The sequence below is a fragment of the Sphingopyxis sp. HIX genome (assembly GCF_001468285.1).
GTDB lineage: Bacteria > Pseudomonadota > Alphaproteobacteria > Sphingomonadales > Sphingomonadaceae > Sphingopyxis.
In genome coordinates this window covers 30,841-47,015 of sequence record NZ_LNSB01000010.1, presented here as the reverse complement: position 1 = coordinate 47,015, position 16,175 = coordinate 30,841, and the positions used below count along the sequence as shown (strand labels likewise).

Here is a 16,175-nt window from a genome sequence, read left to right as displayed (position 1 = left end):
TCAGGCAGGCACCGGCGGCATCGGCGACTGGATGATATTGGGGATCTCGCTGTGGACCGGAGGCTGCGGATAATATTGCGTCGATTGCTGGACGTCGACCGCAAGCTCTTCGCCGCCGAGCAGCGCGATGAGCTGCAGCGCCTCGTCGAGCCCCGACGAGATGCCGCCGCCGGTCAGGCGGTTGCGGTCGAGGACGAAGCGCGGATGGCCGGGCGCGACGCTGATCGCCGGGTAATTTTGCAGCAGATAGGGAATGAAGGCCCAGTGCGTCGTGACATTATAGCCGTCGAGCAGCCCCGCGTGGGCGACGAGCAGCGCGCCCTCGCATACCGAGCAGACATAGCGCGCCTGCGCCGCCTGCGCGGTGATGAACTGCTGGTAGCGGCGGTCGCTGCCGAACATGATCGCCTGCAGCGCGTCGGGCTCGCCGCCCGGCACCCAGAGCGCGTCGCAGGGGGTGACGCTGTCGAGCCCTGCGGTGACGTTGAACTGGAAGCCGTTGTTGAAGGTGATCGGGCCAGGGTCGGCCGCGACCAGCGCGACGTCGAACTTCGCCCAGTTGAACATTTCGGACGGCCCGCAGACGTCGAGCAGGTCGACCTCGGGATAGACGGGGATGACGATGCGCATGGTCGAACCCTCCTGCTTGGCGCCGCTCACACGATGTCGACCGTGAAGGCCGGCTGGGCCTCGGCGAGCGAGGCATCATCGGCCGCGCCGAGCAGCGCGGGTCCGCCGATATTATGGTGGAGCGAACCCTCGCGGGTGCGCACGGACACATAGACCGGCGGCGAGTCGGGCGCGGTGCTCGCCAGCGCGTCGAGCTGGGCCGCGGGGGCGGGCGGCAGGTTGAAGTCGGCGCGGACCTTGAGGTGCGTCTGGCAATTGGCGCAGCCGCCGACCTGCCAGCGGCTGAGCACCGGTTCGTGGCCGAGCGATTTCAGCTCGCCGTCGACTTCGGCATAGGCCTCGATGATGAAGGAGCCGCGGATTTTCGATCGGTCGATGCCGTCGACACGGACGGTACGTCCCGGGGCGCCCGCGATCGCCGCGAGTTCGGTCGGCGCGTCGCGCGTCATATATTTGTCGAGCGAGCCGGGGCCATAGCTGTAGCCGAGCTGGTTCAGGATCTGGACGCAATCGGCCGACGTGAAATAGCGCGACCCGTCGTCGAGCATGAAGGGCTGGAGCGGGCTGTCCATCGACAAGACATCGTCGGGGTTGCCGTCGGCGGGCGGCGGGCTGTTGCTGCTGTAATGCGCGCCCGGGTCGTTCGTGTCGATCGTGAACCCCCCGAACGCGAAATTGCGCACCTGCCAGACATGGAAGGTGTAATCGATGAAGCAGTGGTGGAAGAAGAAGATCGGGTCGAGCGCCGCGGTGTCGTTCTCGCCCATGTCGCCGTTGGCGCCCGCGATCAGCGTGCTGTCGCCATCGTTGCCCGGGTTGGGGTTGTTCTGGACGTCATAGCCGCCGACCGCGAGATGCATGAAATTATGCGGCGATTCGAGCGCCATGATCTTGTTCGCGGGGTTCGCCTTGTTCCACGCGCCCATCGAGGTCGTGTTCGAGAAGAGCGTGTAGTTGGGCGCATCAAGGCAGGCGACGAATTTGGAATAGATCTCGCCGCGCGGGCTTCCGTCGATCTCGAAGGCGAAGTTGAGCCAGGCCGAGATGTTGATGTTGAGCAGCTTCGTGCGGTCTTCATAATTGCTGTACTGCGCATTGTGCGCCGCCGTTGCCGCGATGGCTTCGGGCGTGCCGACCAGCCCCGATAGCGGGAAGCGGACCGTCTCGTAATGCAGCGGCTTGCTGTACAGCTTGCCGTCGTTCGACACCTGGTCGTCGATCGCCATCGGCAGCACGAAGGAGCGCAGCGGGTTGGGGATCTGTTCGCCGTCGAGGGTGAAAAATTCGTCGGTCAGCGCGCGCGGGATGCCGTTCAGCCGCGATTCGTCGCTGCATTCGTCCCAGAAGGGGAGCATCACATCTTCGCATCCGGGGATGCTCTGCAGCGCCTTTTCGAGCTTGTAGAGATAGACGCGGTGCCAGGTCGGGAACAGCACCGTGCCATGCTGGCAATAGCCGCCCCACCAGGCGGGGTCGGTCGTGCCGGGACCGCGAAAGGGTTCGCCGTGGAAGCCGCCCAAGTTGAAAAAGGACCGCGGGTCCTGCGGGTCGAGTTCCTTGATTCCCTTCCACGCGCGCATCAGATTTTCGAGCGGTGCCTTATTGCCATCGTCATATTCGCGCTGCAGGTCGGAAATCGAATAGCGGGTATTCGGCGCAATCTTTTGCACGATATTTCTCCCGGCGGGGCTGGGCCAATGGTTATTTCGGCAGGCTTTCTTGCGTCCCCGAATCGCAATGTGCCGAAGATTAGGGCGATTCGCGATGAAAGCAACGTAGATGAGAGAGATACTTTGATTTCTTGAGTGTTTACCAAGAGTTTCAGGAAAATGTCGAAATAATGACTGGCAATCATTACTTTTTATGGCGCGCGTTTCGCTCTATGAGCCTCCATCGGTCGCCCGATGCAGGCGCGGCCAAGCTGTTGCGGGAGCCCTGTACATGCTGGCCGGCCAATGGACCTATCGCAGTTTCGTCAACACCCCGGCGCTGGTCGGCAGCGATGCCCAGGCGGCGCTGGCGCTGATCTTCGGCGAGGGGGTTTTCGACTTCACGGTCGATGGCGACGGCGCGGTCGCGGGGCGGCTCGACATGGGGGCGGGCTATGCGCTGACGATCAGCGGCGAGGAGAAGGCGCGGGGCGGCTTCGCGCTCATCGGCCTCGGCATCGCGGGGACCGCGACCGAGGGGTGGCGCTATGATTATCATGGCGGGCCCGGCTACGACTGGCCCGATGGCATCGACCAGGTGCCATCGCTGCTCGGCACCGTCGTCCGCGTGCTCGCGCATGGCCCGAAGTCGCCCGCCGGGGTGACGGCGTCGTTCATCGCGGTGCGGCAGGACGCGGCGAAATGACGCATGCCGATGTCCGCGACGAGGAAGAGATAGTGCCGCGGCGGCGTAGCCCGCTGCATCTGATCCCCGCGCTTGCGATGCTGGCCGCGACGAGCGTGCCGGCGGCCGCGGAGCCGGGCGGGCTGGTGGTGCGTGTCTGTTCGGGCGAGCCCGGCGAATATATCGTCATGCAACTGCCGCTGGGTGAGCCGCGCGGCGAGGGGCCGGGGCGCCACGAGCAGGCGCCGTGCCATGCCGCCTGTCCCGCGGCGCTGCGCGAGACGCGCCGGACCGCGGGCTGACGCCGCGGGTTTAGTCCGCGACCACCCCGAACAGGTCATGCTCGTCGGCGTCCTCGATGTCGACATCGACGATGTCGCCGGCCTTCAGCGTTTCCGCCACGTCGCGGAGATAGACGTGGCCGTCGATCTCGGGCGCGTCGGCCTGTGAGCGACCAGTCGCGCCGATGCTGCCATCCTCGTCCGCCTCGCCGACCTCGTCGATGATCACCGGCAAGGTACGGCCGATCTTGGCTTCGAGCTTCGCCGCGCTGATCGCGGCGGTCTTCGCCATGATACGCTGGTAGCGTTCTTCCTTGACCGCTTCGGGCACCGGGTTGTCGAGCGCGTTCGCCTGCGCGCCCGCGACGGGCTCGAAGCGGAAGGCGCCGACGCGGTCGAGCTGGGCTTCGTCGAGCCAGTCGAGGAGGTACTGGAAATCCTCTTCGGTCTCGCCGGGGAAGCCGACGACGAAGCTCGAGCGGATCGAGATGTCGGGGGCGATCGCGCGCCAGCTCTTGAGCCGTTCGAGCACCTTCGCTTCGTTCGCGGGGCGCTTCATGCGCTTGAGAACGCTGGGGCTCGCGTGCTGGAAGGGGATGTCGAGATAGGGCGTCAGCAGCCCCTCGGCCATCAGCGGGATCACCGCATCGACGTGCGGATAGGGATAGACATAGTGGAGGCGCACCCACGGAGCCCGGCCTTCGCCGGTCTTCAATTGGCCGAGTTCGCGCGCGAGGTCGGTCATGTGCGCGCGCACTTCGCGGCCGTGCCACTGGCGCGGGTCGTGCCGGATGTCGACGCCATAGGCCGAGGTGTCCTGGCTGATCACCAGCAGTTCCTTGGTCCCCGCGGCAACGAGCTTTTCGGCCTCGCGCAGCACCGCGTCGATGCGGCGGCTGACGAGTTTGCCGCGAAGGTCCGGGATGATGCAGAAGGAGCAGCTGTGGTTGCAGCCTTCGCTGATCTTCAGATAGCTGTAGTGGCGCGGGGTGAGCTTGAGCCCGCCCTCGGGGACGAGATCGACGAAGGGGCCTTGGGTGGGCGGCGCGGCGTCATGGACCGCGTCGACGACCTGCTCGTACTGATGCGCGCCGGTAACCGCGAGGACGTTGGGAAAGCGCGCGCGGATGACCTCGGCCTCGTTGCCCATGCAGCCGGTGACGATGACGCGGCCGTTTTCGGCCATCGCTTCGCCGATCGCCTCGAGGCTTTCTTCCTTCGCGGAATCGAGGAAGCCGCAGGTGTTGACGAGCACGACGTCGGCGCCCGCATAGTCGGGCGACAGGCCGTAGCCGTCGGCGCGCAGCTTGGTCAGAATCCGTTCGCTGTCGACGAGCGCCTTGGGGCAGCCGAGCGACACCATGCCGACCTTCGGCTGGGTGGGGAGGGTTTTGATTGTCATGATTGGCGGGGCGCATAGGGGATTTTTCGCACTTTGTCACCATGGCTGTGCTTGGCGCCGCCCATGCTTGTCTTCGTCATCCCGGACTTGATCCGGGATCCGCCTCTTTCTTCAAGAAAAGGCAGGCCCCGGGTCAAGCCCCGGTGTGACGGAAGGAGGAGAGTCGCGCGTCGCTTTTGCGGGCTAACTCTCCCCGCTGGCTCCTGACCTTGCGGCGAGAGCCTAGCCGAGATAGCCGAAAATCACGCCCATCAGGCTATAGGTCACGATCCAATAGCCCGCGTCGATGGCGAACAGCGTGAAGGATTTGCCCGCGAACAGATAATTGACCCCGAAGGCGGTGACGATGAACCCCGCGGCGACGCCGAAGGCGATCATGATATCGACGCCAAGTGGCGGCCGGCCATAGGTCGCAAGCACATGGCCAAGGATATAGGCGGCGAACAGGTTGAGCAGGAACGCCCCGCCGAACACATAGGCAGGATGGCGTTTCTGCATCGATTCTTCGGTGACGCCGGCCTCGCGCTGCCAGACCTTCAGGAACAGCGGGCCGTACCATAGACCCCCGACCACAAAGGTTACCAGTGCGGCCAAGACCACCGCGAGCCAGCTGATTTCCCACATCCTCATTCCCCTCCGCGGCCGGCGCACGGCTTGTGCACCCGTCCCCGTTGCCCATTTATCACCGCAGGCGTTGCGATCCAACCGTAGGACGATCATGGTCCCCCTCGCGCGCGATGACAGCGCGGCGCGTCGTAAGGCCTTGCAGGGGTATCGAATGATGATGGGCGTATTGGCTGCGATTTCGGCGGCGATGGCGGTGGCGGCGGGCGCGTTCGGCGCGCATGGCGCCGCGGGGCCGCAGCAGGCCGAATGGCTGCGCACCGGCGGGCTCTACCAGCTCATCCACGCGGTCGCGGCGCTCGCGATCATGAGCTTCGCGCGCGGGCCGGCGATGCTGCTGCTGGCGGGCGGGGCGATCTTTGCGGTGACGCTCTATGCGATGGCGCTCGGTGCGCCGAAATGGCTGGGCGCGGTCACGCCGATCGGCGGGACCTTGCTGATCATCGGCTGGTTGTGGGCGGCGTGGATATACTGGAAGGCCTAGTCGGCCTCGCACACCTCGCACGGGATGACTTCGACCACCACGTCACCCGCCTGCAGCACGCGCACTTCGTCTTCCCAGAAGCCGTGCGGCTTGCCGTCGCGGTAGATGCGCAGGCCGCGGCCGCCGCTGGCGAGCTGGTCGAGGCTGCGGCCGACTTCCTCGGCGCTGACCGGGCGCTCGCGCAGCTGCACCTTGCCGCCGACCGCCGCGAGGTCGGCCATATAGCTCGCGACATGCTCGCCCTGCGCCGATCCGGCGAGTAGCAGTCCGGTGAAGCTGACCGGGTTGATGACGTTGCTGGCGCCCGCCTGCCGCGCGAGCAACTCGTTGTCCTGCGCGCGGATCACGACGCTGATCGGTACGTTCGGCGCGAGGTGGCGGACCGTGAGCACGATCAGGATCGAGGTGTCGTCGCGCCCCGCCGAGACGAGGACATTCTGCGCGCGCGCGACATGGACGTCGAGCAGGGTGTCGTCGTTCGACGCGTCGCCCTGGAGCACGTTGCAGCCCGCGGCCTCGGCCTCCGCAATGCGGTTCCCCGCCTGGTCGATGACGACGATGCAGTGCGGCGGCGTACCGCGCGCGATGAGTTCGCGCACCGCCTCGGCGCCGCTGGTGCCGTAACCGAGCACGACGATATGGTCGGTGAGCTTTGCCTGGATGCGGGCCATACGCCATTTTTCCCATGTGCGCTTGAGGACGAAATTATAGGCGGTGCCGACGAAGATGAAGAGCACTGCTATGCGGATCGGGGTGACGATCACCGCCTCGATCAATCGCGAGCGGTCCGACACCGGGGCGATGTCGCCGAAGCCCGTCGTCGTGACCGAGATCATCGTGAAATAGACGACATCGAGGAAGCTGATCTGGCCGTCGTGGCTGTCCTTCAGCCCCGCGCGGTCGATCCAGTGGACGAGCACGACGATGCCGATCAGGAAGAAGGCGAGGCCGAGCCGCGCGATGACATCGGCCCAGATCGGCCATTTGCTCGCGCGTTTGAGCGGGCGGAAGATATGCTGCAAATGCAGCTTCTCGTTCGGCTTGCGGCTCATCGCGCGGGCAATTGTTTGAGCGGGTCGACGGGGATGCGGTTCTTCCGGAGCTGGAAGTGCAGCTGCGGGGTCTGGACCTGGCCGCTGGCGCCCGCGAGGCCGATGATGTCGCCCGCCTTGACCGCCTGGCCGCGGCGGACGTCGATCTGCTGCGCATGGCCATAGGCGCTGACCCAGCCGCTGCCGTGATCGATCAGGATCAGCCCGCCATAGACCGCGATCTGATCGCCGGCGTAGGAGACCACGCCATTGGCGGTCGCGTGGATCGGCGTGCCCGCGGCCGCCGCGATGTTGATGCCGTCGCTGACCTTGCCCGGCGCGAGCGGGCCGAAGCGCGCGATGACCTTGCCGGGCAGCGGCCAGACGAAGCGGCCGGTGAAGGCGGCGGGGGTGGCGATCGCGGCGGTGACCGGCCCGCGCGGCGCGGCGCTGGCGGGAGCCGGCGCCTTGTTCGCGGCGAGCGCGGGCTGGCTGCCCGTCGCGATATCGTCGATGTCGAGCGTGAAGGCCGCGGCGCGCGCCGCGATGTCGACCTCTTTCTTCGGCAGCGGGCGCGCGTCGGCGGGGAGGCGGAGCCGCTGGCCGACGCGGAGGATATAGGGTTCGCTGAGCGCGTTGATCGTCACGATCTCGCCCCAGTCGGCGCCATAGGCGCTGGCGATGCCGATCCCCGTCTCGCCCGCCGCGACGCGGTGATAGAGGCCGGCGGGAATGCGCAGCCGCTGGCCGGGAACGAGCGTATAGGGCGGTGCGAGGTCGTTCTCCATCGCGATCGCTTCGGACCCAGCGCGCGTCATCTCGCCGATCGCGCGCAGCGTGTCGCCCGAGCGGACGGTGTAGGTCGTAGCGGTCACCGTGGCGGCGTTGGTGGCGACGGGCTTCAGCGTCCAGGTCGGCTGGCTGTCGCCTCCCGCGACATCGTCATAGGATAGCGGTGCGCCGGGTGCGGGGGCGGTCGTCGCGGGCGCTACGGGCCGCTGCGGCGGTGTCGAGGCGGGGATGCAGGCGGCGAGCGGCGCCGTCAGCAGCAGGATGGTCAAGATGCGGCGCCGGTCCCCCATGCGCCTTATCTGCCAAAGCCTTGCGCGCTTGACCAGCGGGGACATTGTTATTGGGAGCCGACGTAATAATCCTCCCTGCGGCGAAGCCGTGGGGAGGGGGACCATGCGAAGCATGGTGGAGGGGCGGCGGCCTTAGACCGACGCTCATGGCATCGGCCCCTCCACCACTCGCTTCGCGAGCGGTCCCCCTCCCCATCGCTTCGCGACAGGGAGGATTAAAATGGCGGCGCGTCCGACACCGTCATTGCCTGCCCGGGGAAGGGGGTGACGAGGCCCTGTGCATCCTTCCAGTCGGCGGTCAGCCAGCGCTCGTGCGCCTCGGCGGGCAGGATCAGCGGCATCGCGCCCGGATGGTGATGCGCGACCAGCCGGTTGGGATCGGTCGTCAGCATCGCGAAGGTCGGGATCTCGTCGGCGAAGCGGACGATGCCCGCCATCGCGAAGATCGGCTGCTCCGCGACCGCGAACCAATGCTGGCGCCGCGCGCCCGCGGGTCCCGACCATAAGGCGAAGCTGGTCGCGGGGATCAGGCAGCGGAATTCGGTGTGACGCAAGGTGCCGACCCAGAAGGGGCTGTCCAGGTTGCGCACGCTGGTGATCGGGTCGGTGCCGCGCGGCGGCGGCGGCACGCCCCAGAACATCGGCCGCACGCGGCGCACGCGCCATTTTTCGTCGCGGATCACGACCGGCGCGGGGCGGCCGGGCGCGACATAGTCGCCGGTCCAGGGATCCTTGCCCGCCTCGGCGCCGAAACGCGCCGCGATGTCGGCGGCGGGGACGTCGAGGCGATAGAGGCGGGTCAGGCCGACGCCACTCCGTACGCGCTGCGCAGTGCCGCCAGCGACGCGTCGTGGGTCAGGTCGAGCTGGAGCGGGGTGACCGAGATATAGTCGTCGTCGATCGCCTCGAGGTCGCTGTCGTGGCCCAAGCTGTGCTCGATGCCGTGCAGCCCGAACCAGTAATAGCGATAACCGCGCGGGTCGGTGCCCTCGACGATCGAGCCGCGGCCGTAATCGTGGAAGCCCTGCCGCGTGACGCGGATGCCCTTGACCGCATCGGCGGCGATCGCGGGGAAATTGACGTTCACCAGCGTGCGCGGCGGCATCTCCATGTCGAGCAGCGGGCGCAGCACCTTCGCGCCCCACGCCTCGGCCGCGCCGAAGGGCACGGCGTCGCCCATGCCTTCCTTCGCATAGACCTGGCTCAGCGCGATCGAGCGGATGCCCGCGAGCGCCCCCTCGATCGCCGCCGACACCGTGCCCGAATAAGTGATGTCGTCGCCGAGGTTCGCGCCGCGGTTGACCCCCGAGAGGATCAGGTCGGGCTTTTCGGGCATCAGCTTGCCGATCGCCATCATCACCGAATCGGTCGGCGTGCCGGTGCACGACCAGCGCCGCTCGCCATGCTGGCGAATACGCACCGGGCGCGACAGGGTCAGCGAATGGCCCGCGCCCGACTGTTCCTCGGCGGGGGCGCACACCCAGATGTCGTCGCTGAGCTGCCGCGCGATCGCTTCGAGGACCGCGAAGCCGGGGGCGTGGTAGCCGTCGTCGTTGGTGAGGAGGATGCGCACTGTTTTTCTTTCTTCTTGCGCCACCCCGGGCTTGACCCGGGGTCCCGCTTGGCCACGGCGATCAGCTGGACCCCGGGTCGAGCCCGGGGTGACGATAATTCAGTTGGCGGGTTCCAGCTTGGTGATCCCGCCCATGTACGGCAACAACGCCTCGGGGACCGTGACGCTCCCGTCGGCCTGCTGGTAATTCTCCAGGATCGCCACCAGCGTCCGCCCGACCGCGAGCCCCGAGCCGTTCAGCGTATGGACGAACTCATTGCCTTTGACGCCCTCGCGGCGGAAGCGCGTGTTCATGCGCCGCGCCTGGAAATCGCCGCAGTTCGAGCAGCTCGAAATCTCGCGGTAGCTGTCCTGCCCGGGCAGCCAGACCTCGAGGTCATAGGTCTTGCGCGCGGCGAAGCCCATGTCGCCGGCGCAGAGCAGCATCTTGCGGTACGGCAGGCCGAGCCCTTCGAGGATCAGCTCGGCGGCGCGCGTCTTGCGTTCGAGTTCGGCGTCGCTCTCCTCGGGCCGGACGATCGAGACGAGCTCGACCTTCCAGAACTGGTGCTGGCGGATATAGCCGCGCGTGTCGCGCCCCGCCGATCCCGCCTCCGAGCGGAAGCAGGGGGTGAGCGCGGTCATCCGCATCGGCAGCTGCTCTTCGGTCAGGATGTCCTCGCGCACCGCATTGGTCAGGCTCATCTCGGAGGTCGAGATCAGCCAGCGGCCGTCGGTGGTCTGGAACAGGTCCTCGCGGAACTTGGGGAGCTGCGTGGTGCCGAACGCCGCCTCGTCGCGCACCATCAGCGGGGTCGCGCATTCGGTGTAGCCCTGCTCGATCGTCTGCCGGTCGAGCATATATTGGCCGAGCGCGCGTTCGAGCCGCGCCATCTGGCCTTTCAAAAAGGCGAAGCGCGCACCCGACATCTTCGCCGCGGTCTCGAAATCGAGGCCCAGCGCGGGGGCGAAATCGGCATGTTCCTGCGGTTCGAAGTCGAACGTTCGGGGCGTGCCCCAGCGCGCAATCTCGACATTGCCTTCCTCGTCGTCGCCATCGGGGACTTCGCCCGCGGGAAGGTTGGGGAGCGCGGCGAGCTTGTCGTGCAGCGCGGCGAGCTGCTCGCGCTCGGCCTCTTCCTGCGCGGGGAGCGCGGTCTTGAGGCCCGCGACCTCGGCCTTCAGCGCCTCGGCCTTGTCCTTGTCGCCCTGCGCCATCGCCTGGCCGATCAGCTTCGACGCTTCGTTGCGGCGCGCCAGCGCGGCCTGCATCTCGGTCTGGAGCGCGCGCAGCGACGCGTCCATGCTCAGGATTTCGGCGGACAGGGGCGCGAGCCCGCGGCGGGCGAGGCCGGCGTCGAAGGCTTGCGGGTTTTCGCGGATCAAGCGGATATCGTGCATGCGCGCGCTATGGCGTTGGCGCCGCGCGCGTGCAACCCCGTCTTACCGCTCCAGCAGCGCCGCCAGCTGGCCGAGTGCGGCGCCCCAACCTTCGTAGAAGCCCATTTCTTCATGCTTGCGGCTCTCCTCGGGATTCCGGTGCAGCACGCGCGACGTGTAGAGCGTGCCGCCGTCCTTCGCCTCGAAGGTCAGGATCGCGGTGAGCGCGAGCCAGGGTTCGATCGGCTGCCAGCCTTCCTTGAGCACTGTGGTGAAGACAAGCCGCTGCTCGGGGATCGCCTCGAGGAAGCAGCCCTCGACGTGCGGCTGGAAGCTGACGGCGTCCTCTTCGCGCATCAGCGTCTCGAAACCGCCGCCGGGACGCAGGTCGAGCTTGACGACCTGGCATGCCATCGGGCCGGGGATCCACCACTGCGCGAGTTTGGCGGGGTCGCTCCATGCATCCCACACCGCCGCTGGCGGCGCGGCGATCTGGCGCGCGATGGTGAGTTCGGTTTTGTCGGACATGAAGGGCTCCTGGTTCATTCGCTGGGGGGATTTGGGGGATTTTGCGATTCGACGAAGGCGGCGAGGCGGTCGGCGCGCCCCTGCCAGAGGGCGCGTTGTTCGGCGAGCCACTGCTCGGCCGCGGCGAGCCGCGCGGCGTCGACGCGGCAGGTGCGCACGCGGCCCTGCTTTTCGCTATGGATCAGCCCCGCCGCCTCGAGCACGCCGAGATGCTTGAGGAAGGCGGGCAGGCCCATCGCGAAGGGCTGCGCGAGTTCCTTGACCGGCGCCGCGCCCTGCATCAGCCGGCCGATCACCGCGCGCCGCGTCGGATCGGCGAGCGCGTGGAAGATCGGGTCGAGCGCGGGTCGTTGGTTTGCCATATGGCGAACCATGATAGAAACTTTGCTGATTGGCAAACTGTTTTTCGGTAGGGGGGAGCGGCTGCGTTCGGGCGCAATTAGACATCGCCCCCGCGTTGACAAAATAGGACCCGAAACCTATATCGCCCGCACACCCCACCGTCCGAGATAGAGCCTGACTTTGCGCGGCAGGCTGTACGGATAGGTCGGCGGGGATTTCGAGATGCGTCAAGAAGCTGCGGTAAACCGGCAACGGTTGCTTGCGGCCTTTTTGCGTCTCTATCGCATCCGCGAGCTAATTTATCAAGGCGAGACAATCACTTATGGCGACCAAGGCGAAGTCGGTGGGCAAGGCCCTCGAAGCAACCGCAAGCAAGCGAATCCGTAAGCTGTTCGGCAATATCCACGAAGCGGTGGAGATGCCCAACCTCATCGAGGTGCAGCGCGAATCCTATGAGCAGTTCCTGCGCTCGGATCCCTCGACGGGTTATGTTTCGGGCCTCGAAAAGACGCTGCGCAGCGTTTTCCCGATCCGCGACTTCGCCGGCACCGCCGAGCTCGACTTCGTCCACTACGAACTCGAAGACCCCAAATACGACGTCGAGGAATGCCGTCAGCGCGGCATCACCTATGCGGCGCCGATGAAGGTCACGCTGCGCCTGATCGTCTTCGAGGTCGACAGCGAAACCGACACCCGCTCGGTGCTCGATATCAAGGAGCAGGACGTCTACATGGGCGACATGCCGCTCATGACCGAGAACGGCACCTTCTTCGTCAATGGCACCGAGCGCGTTATCGTGTCGCAGATGCACCGTTCGCCGGGTGTGCTCTTCGACCATGACCGCGGCAAGACCCACTCGTCGGGCAAGTTCCTCTTCGCCGCGCGCGTGATCCCGTACCGCGGCTCGTGGCTCGACTTCGAATTCGACGCCAAGGACATCGTCAACGTCCGTATCGACCGAAAGCGCAAGCTGCCGGTGACGTCGCTCCTCTATGCGCTGGGCATGTCGGGCGAGGAAATCCTCAACCATTTCTACGACCGCCTCGTCTTCGAGCGCGCCGAGAACGGCTGGCGCGTGCCCTTCCAGGTCGAGAATTGGCGCGGTGCGAAGCCCGCTTTCGATGTGGTGGACGCCAAGACCGGCGAAGTCGTCTTTGCCGCCGGCCACAAGATCAGCCCGCGCCTCGCCAACAAGGCGGCGAAGGACGGTCTCGACACGCTGCTGATCCCGACCGAGGAAATCTTCGGCCGTTACAGCGCCTATGACCTCATCAACGAGTCGACCGGCGAGATCTATATCGAGGCCGGCGACGAAGTGACCGCCGACAATCTCGAGAAGCTCGACGCCGCTGGCATCGACAAGCTCGTGCTGCTCGACATCGATCACAACAACACCGGTCCCTGGATCCGCAACACGCTGAAGGCCGACAAGGCCGAGGATCGCGACCAGGCGCTGTCGGACATCTATCGCGTCATGCGCCCCGGCGAACCGCCGACGCGCGAAACCGCCGAAGCTTTGTTCGGCGGCCTGTTCTTCGACCCCGAGCGCTACGACCTGTCGGCCGTGGGCCGCGTCAAGCTCAACATGCGCCTCGGCCTCGACGCCGAGGACACGGTCACGACGCTGCGCAGCGAGGACATCCTCGCCGTGGTCAAGGAGCTGGTGAACCTGAAGGACGGCAAGGGCGAAATCGACGACATCGACAACCTCGGCAACCGCCGTGTCCGTTCGGTCGGCGAGCTGCTCGAGAACCAGTATCGCGTCGGCCTGCTGCGCATGGAACGCGCGGTGAAGGAGCGCATGTCGTCGGTCGACGTGTCGACCGTCATGCCGAACGACCTGATCAACGCGAAACCCGCGGTCGCCGCGGTGCGCGAATTCTTCGGCTCGTCGCAGCTTTCGCAGTTCATGGACCAGACCAACCCGCTGTCGGAAGTGACGCACAAGCGCCGCGTGTCGGCGCTCGGGCCGGGCGGGCTTACCCGTGAAAGGGCTGGCTTCGAAGTCCGCGACGTTCACCCGACCCACTATGGCCGCATCTGCCCGATCGAAACGCCCGAAGGTCCGAACATCGGTCTGATCAACAGCCTCGCGACCTTTGCGCGTGTCAACAAATACGGCTTCATCGAGACCCCGTACCGCAAGATCATCGACGGCAAGGTGACGACCGAGGTCGTCTATCTGTCGGCGATGGAAGAGCAGAAGCACACCGTCGCGCAGGCGAACGCCGACCTCAACCCCGACGGCAGCTTCATCGACGAGCTGATCTCGGCGCGCGAAGCCGGCGAATTCCTGATGGCGCCGCGCGACCAGATCACGCTGATGGACGTGTCGCCGAAGCAGCTCGTTTCGGTTGCGGCCTCGCTCATTCCGTTCCTGGAAAACGACGACGCCAACCGCGCGCTGATGGGCTCGAACATGCAGCGCCAGGCCGTTCCGCTGATCCGCGCCGAGGCGCCGGTCGTCGGCACCGGCATGGAAGAGACGGTTGCGCGCGACTCGGGCGCCGCCATCGCGGCGCGCCGCGGCGGCATCATCGACCAGGTCGACGCGACGCGTATCGTCATCCGTGCGACCGACATGGTCGAACCCGGCAAGTCGGGCGTCGACATCTATCGCCTGCAGAAGTTCCAGCGGTCGAACCAGAACACCTGCATCAACCAGCGTCCGCTGGTGAAGGTGGGCGAAGTCGTCCGCGCCGGCGACATCATCGCCGACGGCCCGTCGACCGAGCTCGGCGAACTGGCGCTCGGCAAGAATGTGCTCGTCGCGTTCATGCCGTGGAACGGCTACAACTATGAGGACTCGATCCTCATCAGCGAGCGTATCGTGAAGGACGACGTCTTCACCTCGATCCACATCGAGGAATTCGAAGTCACTGCGCGCGACACGCGCCTCGGGCCGGAAGACATCACGCGCGACATCCCGAACGTCGGCGAGGAAGCGCTGCGCAACCTCGACGAAGCGGGCATCGTCTACATCGGTGCCGAAGTCGGCCCGGGCGACATTCTGGCCGGCAAGATCACCCCCAAGGGTGAATCGCCGATGACGCCGGAAGAGAAGCTGCTGCGCGCGATCTTCGGTGAAAAGGCCAGCGACGTGCGCGACACCTCGCTCCGCCTGCCGCCGGGCGTGTCGGGCACGGTCGTCGAAGTCCGCGTCTTCAACCGCCACGGTATCGACAAGGACGAACGCGCGATCGCGATCGAACGCGAGGAAATCGAGCGCCTGAAGCAGGACGCCGACGACGAACGCGCGATCCTCAACCGCGCGACCTTCTCCAGCCTCAAGGACCTGCTCATCGGTCAGGTGACCAGTGCGGTGCCCAAGGGCCTGAAGAAGGGCGACGAAGTCAGCGAGCAGATGCTCGTCGATCTCGACCGTTCGGACTGGTGGAAGCTCGCCGTCGTCGACGACAACGCCCAGACCGCCCTCGAAGCGATCAAGGCGCAGTATGACGACGCGATCAAGCGGATCAGCGCGAAGTACGAAGACCGCGTCGAAAAGCTGCAGCGCGGCGACGAACTCGCCCCGGGCGTGCTCAAGATGGTCAAGGTCTTCGTCGCGGTGAAGCGCAAGCTGCAGTCGGGCGACAAGATGGCCGGCCGTCACGGCAACAAGGGCATCATCAGCCGCATCCTGCCGATCGAGGACATGCCGTTCCTCGAAGACGGGACGCACGTCGACTTCGTGCTCAACCCGCTGGGCGTGCCGTCGCGCATGAACGTCGGGCAGATCCTGGAGACGCACCTCGGCTGGGCATCGCGCGGTTTCGGCCGCCAGATCACCGCGGCGCTCGAGGACTGGCGCATGGCCAACCCTGAGCCCGAGGCCGGCGCTCCGCCCGAAGCGGTGCGCGAAGCGCTGCTGCAGGCCTATGGCGACGAATATGCCGACGACATCAAGGCGCGCAGCACCGATGAGGTCGTCGAACTCGCCGGAAACCTGTCGGTGGGCGTGCCCTTCGCGACCCCGGTGTTCGACGGCGCGCGCGAGGGCGATGTGTCGGCGATGCTGGAACGCGCGGGTCTCGACCGCTCTGGTCAGGTCGATCTCTACGACGGCCGCACCGGCGACCGCTTCGACCGCAAGGTGACGGTGGGATATATGTATATCCTGAAGCTGCACCACCTGGTCGACGACAAGATCCACGCGCGTTCGATCGGGCCCTACTCGCTTGTTACCCAGCAGCCGCTGGGCGGTAAGGCGCAGTTCGGCGGCCAGCGCTTCGGTGAAATGGAGGTGTGGGCGCTCCAGGCCTATGGCGCGGCGTACACGCTCCAGGAAATGCTGACGGTGAAGTCGGACGACGTGATCGGCCGCACCAAGGTCTACGAAGCGATCGTCAAGGGCGACGACACCTTCGAGGCCGGCATTCCCGAAAGCTTCAACGTGCTCGTCAAGGAAATGCGCTCGCTGGGCCTCAACGTCGAACTCTCGTCCTATGCGGACGAAGACGATGACGAAGGTCCGGAAGCCCTTCCCGAAGCCGCGGAATAATGGA

The 16,175-nt window shown here is 66.3% G+C and carries 15 protein-coding genes; 4 read left to right on the top strand and 11 right to left on the bottom strand.

The window, feature by feature from the left end; all coding sequences use genetic code 11:
* Together ATE62_RS06670 and ATE62_RS06665 are read right to left on the bottom strand one after the other, a co-directional pair.
* Positions 1-630, bottom strand: a complete 630-nt coding sequence (locus tag ATE62_RS06670; protein WP_058808095.1) for a DJ-1/PfpI family protein — start codon at positions 628-630, stop codon at positions 1-3.
* 26 nt (positions 631-656) lie between these two features.
* Positions 657-2,300, bottom strand: a complete 1,644-nt coding sequence (locus ATE62_RS06665) for a tyrosinase family protein (RefSeq protein ID WP_231736161.1) — start codon at positions 2,298-2,300, stop codon at positions 657-659.
* Between the two features lie 271 nt (positions 2,301-2,571).
* Here ATE62_RS06665 and ATE62_RS06660 point away from each other — a divergent pair, with 271 nt between their 5' ends.
* On the top strand, positions 2,572-2,985 hold the full coding sequence (locus ATE62_RS06660) for a hypothetical protein (protein WP_058808034.1): 414 nt from the start codon (positions 2,572-2,574) through the stop codon (positions 2,983-2,985).
* A complete protein-coding gene (locus ATE62_RS06655) occupies positions 2,982-3,266 on the top strand; it encodes a hypothetical protein (RefSeq protein ID WP_058808033.1) in 285 nt (94 codons plus the stop codon). Before ATE62_RS06660 ends, ATE62_RS06655 begins: the two co-directional genes overlap by 4 nt.
* 10 nt (positions 3,267-3,276) lie before the next feature.
* On the opposite strand, the gene rimO is transcribed toward ATE62_RS06655, so the two are convergent.
* Both rimO and ATE62_RS06645 read right to left on the bottom strand, forming a co-directional pair.
* The gene (rimO, locus tag ATE62_RS06650) at positions 3,277-4,647 is read right to left on the bottom strand and encodes a 30S ribosomal protein S12 methylthiotransferase RimO (protein ID WP_058808031.1); all 1,371 of its coding nucleotides are present in this window, start codon (positions 4,645-4,647) and stop codon (positions 3,277-3,279) included.
* Positions 4,648-4,869: 222 nt separating this feature from the next.
* The gene (locus ATE62_RS06645) at positions 4,870-5,271 is read right to left on the bottom strand and encodes a DUF1761 domain-containing protein (RefSeq protein ID WP_058808029.1); all 402 of its coding nucleotides are present in this window, start codon (positions 5,269-5,271) and stop codon (positions 4,870-4,872) included.
* 157 nt (positions 5,272-5,428) lie between these two features.
* Between ATE62_RS06645 and ATE62_RS06640 the strand changes: the two genes are divergently transcribed.
* Positions 5,429-5,755, top strand: a complete 327-nt coding sequence (locus ATE62_RS06640) for a DUF423 domain-containing protein (RefSeq protein WP_058808093.1) — start codon at positions 5,429-5,431, stop codon at positions 5,753-5,755.
* Here the strand turns inward: ATE62_RS06640 and ATE62_RS06635 are convergent.
* The 7 genes from ATE62_RS06635 to ATE62_RS06605 form a co-directional block, all read right to left on the bottom strand.
* Positions 5,752-6,807: a potassium channel family protein gene (locus ATE62_RS06635; protein WP_058808027.1), complete on the bottom strand. Its 1,056-nt coding sequence runs from the start codon at positions 6,805-6,807 to the stop codon at positions 5,752-5,754. The genes ATE62_RS06640 and ATE62_RS06635 overlap by 4 nt on opposite strands.
* Positions 6,804-7,868, bottom strand: a complete 1,065-nt coding sequence (locus ATE62_RS06630; protein ID WP_058818471.1) for a LysM peptidoglycan-binding domain-containing M23 family metallopeptidase — start codon at positions 7,866-7,868, stop codon at positions 6,804-6,806. Before ATE62_RS06630 ends, ATE62_RS06635 begins: the two co-directional genes overlap by 4 nt.
* A gap of 215 nt (positions 7,869-8,083) precedes the next feature.
* Positions 8,084-8,671, bottom strand: a complete 588-nt coding sequence (locus ATE62_RS06625) for an SOS response-associated peptidase (protein ID WP_082662650.1) — start codon at positions 8,669-8,671, stop codon at positions 8,084-8,086.
* Entirely contained in the window at positions 8,668-9,441 is a 774-nt protein-coding gene (gene surE / locus ATE62_RS06620; protein WP_058809247.1) for a 5'/3'-nucleotidase SurE, read from the bottom strand. The genes ATE62_RS06625 and surE overlap by 4 nt, the downstream gene beginning before the upstream one ends.
* Before the next feature lie 99 nt (positions 9,442-9,540).
* Positions 9,541-10,821, bottom strand: a complete 1,281-nt coding sequence (serS, locus tag ATE62_RS06615; protein WP_058809249.1) for a serine--tRNA ligase — start codon at positions 10,819-10,821, stop codon at positions 9,541-9,543.
* 42 nt (positions 10,822-10,863) lie between these two features.
* A complete protein-coding gene (locus ATE62_RS06610; protein WP_058809311.1) occupies positions 10,864-11,328 on the bottom strand; it encodes an SRPBCC domain-containing protein in 465 nt (154 codons plus the stop codon).
* A 14-nt stretch (positions 11,329-11,342) separates the two neighbouring features.
* Positions 11,343-11,690: an ArsR/SmtB family transcription factor gene (locus ATE62_RS06605; RefSeq protein WP_058809251.1), complete on the bottom strand. Its 348-nt coding sequence runs from the start codon at positions 11,688-11,690 to the stop codon at positions 11,343-11,345.
* A gap of 302 nt (positions 11,691-11,992) precedes the next feature.
* On the opposite strand from ATE62_RS06605, the gene rpoB reads away from it, so the two are divergent.
* Positions 11,993-16,171, top strand: coding sequence for a DNA-directed RNA polymerase subunit beta (rpoB, locus tag ATE62_RS06600; protein ID WP_058809253.1), 4,179 nt, complete (start codon positions 11,993-11,995; stop codon positions 16,169-16,171).
* The last annotated feature ends 4 nt before the right edge of the window (positions 16,172-16,175 follow it).

What these genes read in the sequence shown, in the direction of transcription:
- rimO (WP_058808031.1), bottom strand. Translation starts at nt 4,647, where the DNA reads ATGACAATCAAAACCCTCCCCACCCAGCCGAAGGTCGGCATGGTGTCG.
- ATE62_RS06645 (WP_058808029.1), bottom strand. Translation starts at nt 5,271, where the DNA reads ATGTGGGAAATCAGCTGGCTCGCGGTGGTCTTGGCCGCACTGGTAACC.
- serS (WP_058809249.1), bottom strand. Translation starts at nt 10,821, where the DNA reads ATGCACGATATCCGCTTGATCCGCGAAAACCCGCAAGCCTTCGACGCC.
- ATE62_RS06670 (WP_058808095.1), bottom strand. Translation starts at nt 630, where the DNA reads ATGCGCATCGTCATCCCCGTCTATCCCGAGGTCGACCTGCTCGACGTC.
- ATE62_RS06610 (WP_058809311.1), bottom strand. Translation starts at nt 11,328, where the DNA reads ATGTCCGACAAAACCGAACTCACCATCGCGCGCCAGATCGCCGCGCCG.
- ATE62_RS06605 (WP_058809251.1), bottom strand. Translation starts at nt 11,690, where the DNA reads ATGGCAAACCAACGACCCGCGCTCGACCCGATCTTCCACGCGCTCGCC.
- ATE62_RS06660 (WP_058808034.1), top strand. Translation starts at nt 2,572, where the DNA reads ATGCTGGCCGGCCAATGGACCTATCGCAGTTTCGTCAACACCCCGGCG.
- ATE62_RS06655 (WP_058808033.1), top strand. Translation starts at nt 2,982, where the DNA reads ATGACGCATGCCGATGTCCGCGACGAGGAAGAGATAGTGCCGCGGCGG.
- ATE62_RS06630 (WP_058818471.1), bottom strand. Translation starts at nt 7,868, where the DNA reads ATGGGGGACCGGCGCCGCATCTTGACCATCCTGCTGCTGACGGCGCCG.
- rpoB (WP_058809253.1), top strand. Translation starts at nt 11,993, where the DNA reads ATGGCGACCAAGGCGAAGTCGGTGGGCAAGGCCCTCGAAGCAACCGCA.
- ATE62_RS06640 (WP_058808093.1), top strand. Translation starts at nt 5,429, where the DNA reads ATGATGGGCGTATTGGCTGCGATTTCGGCGGCGATGGCGGTGGCGGCG.
- ATE62_RS06635 (WP_058808027.1), bottom strand. Translation starts at nt 6,807, where the DNA reads ATGAGCCGCAAGCCGAACGAGAAGCTGCATTTGCAGCATATCTTCCGC.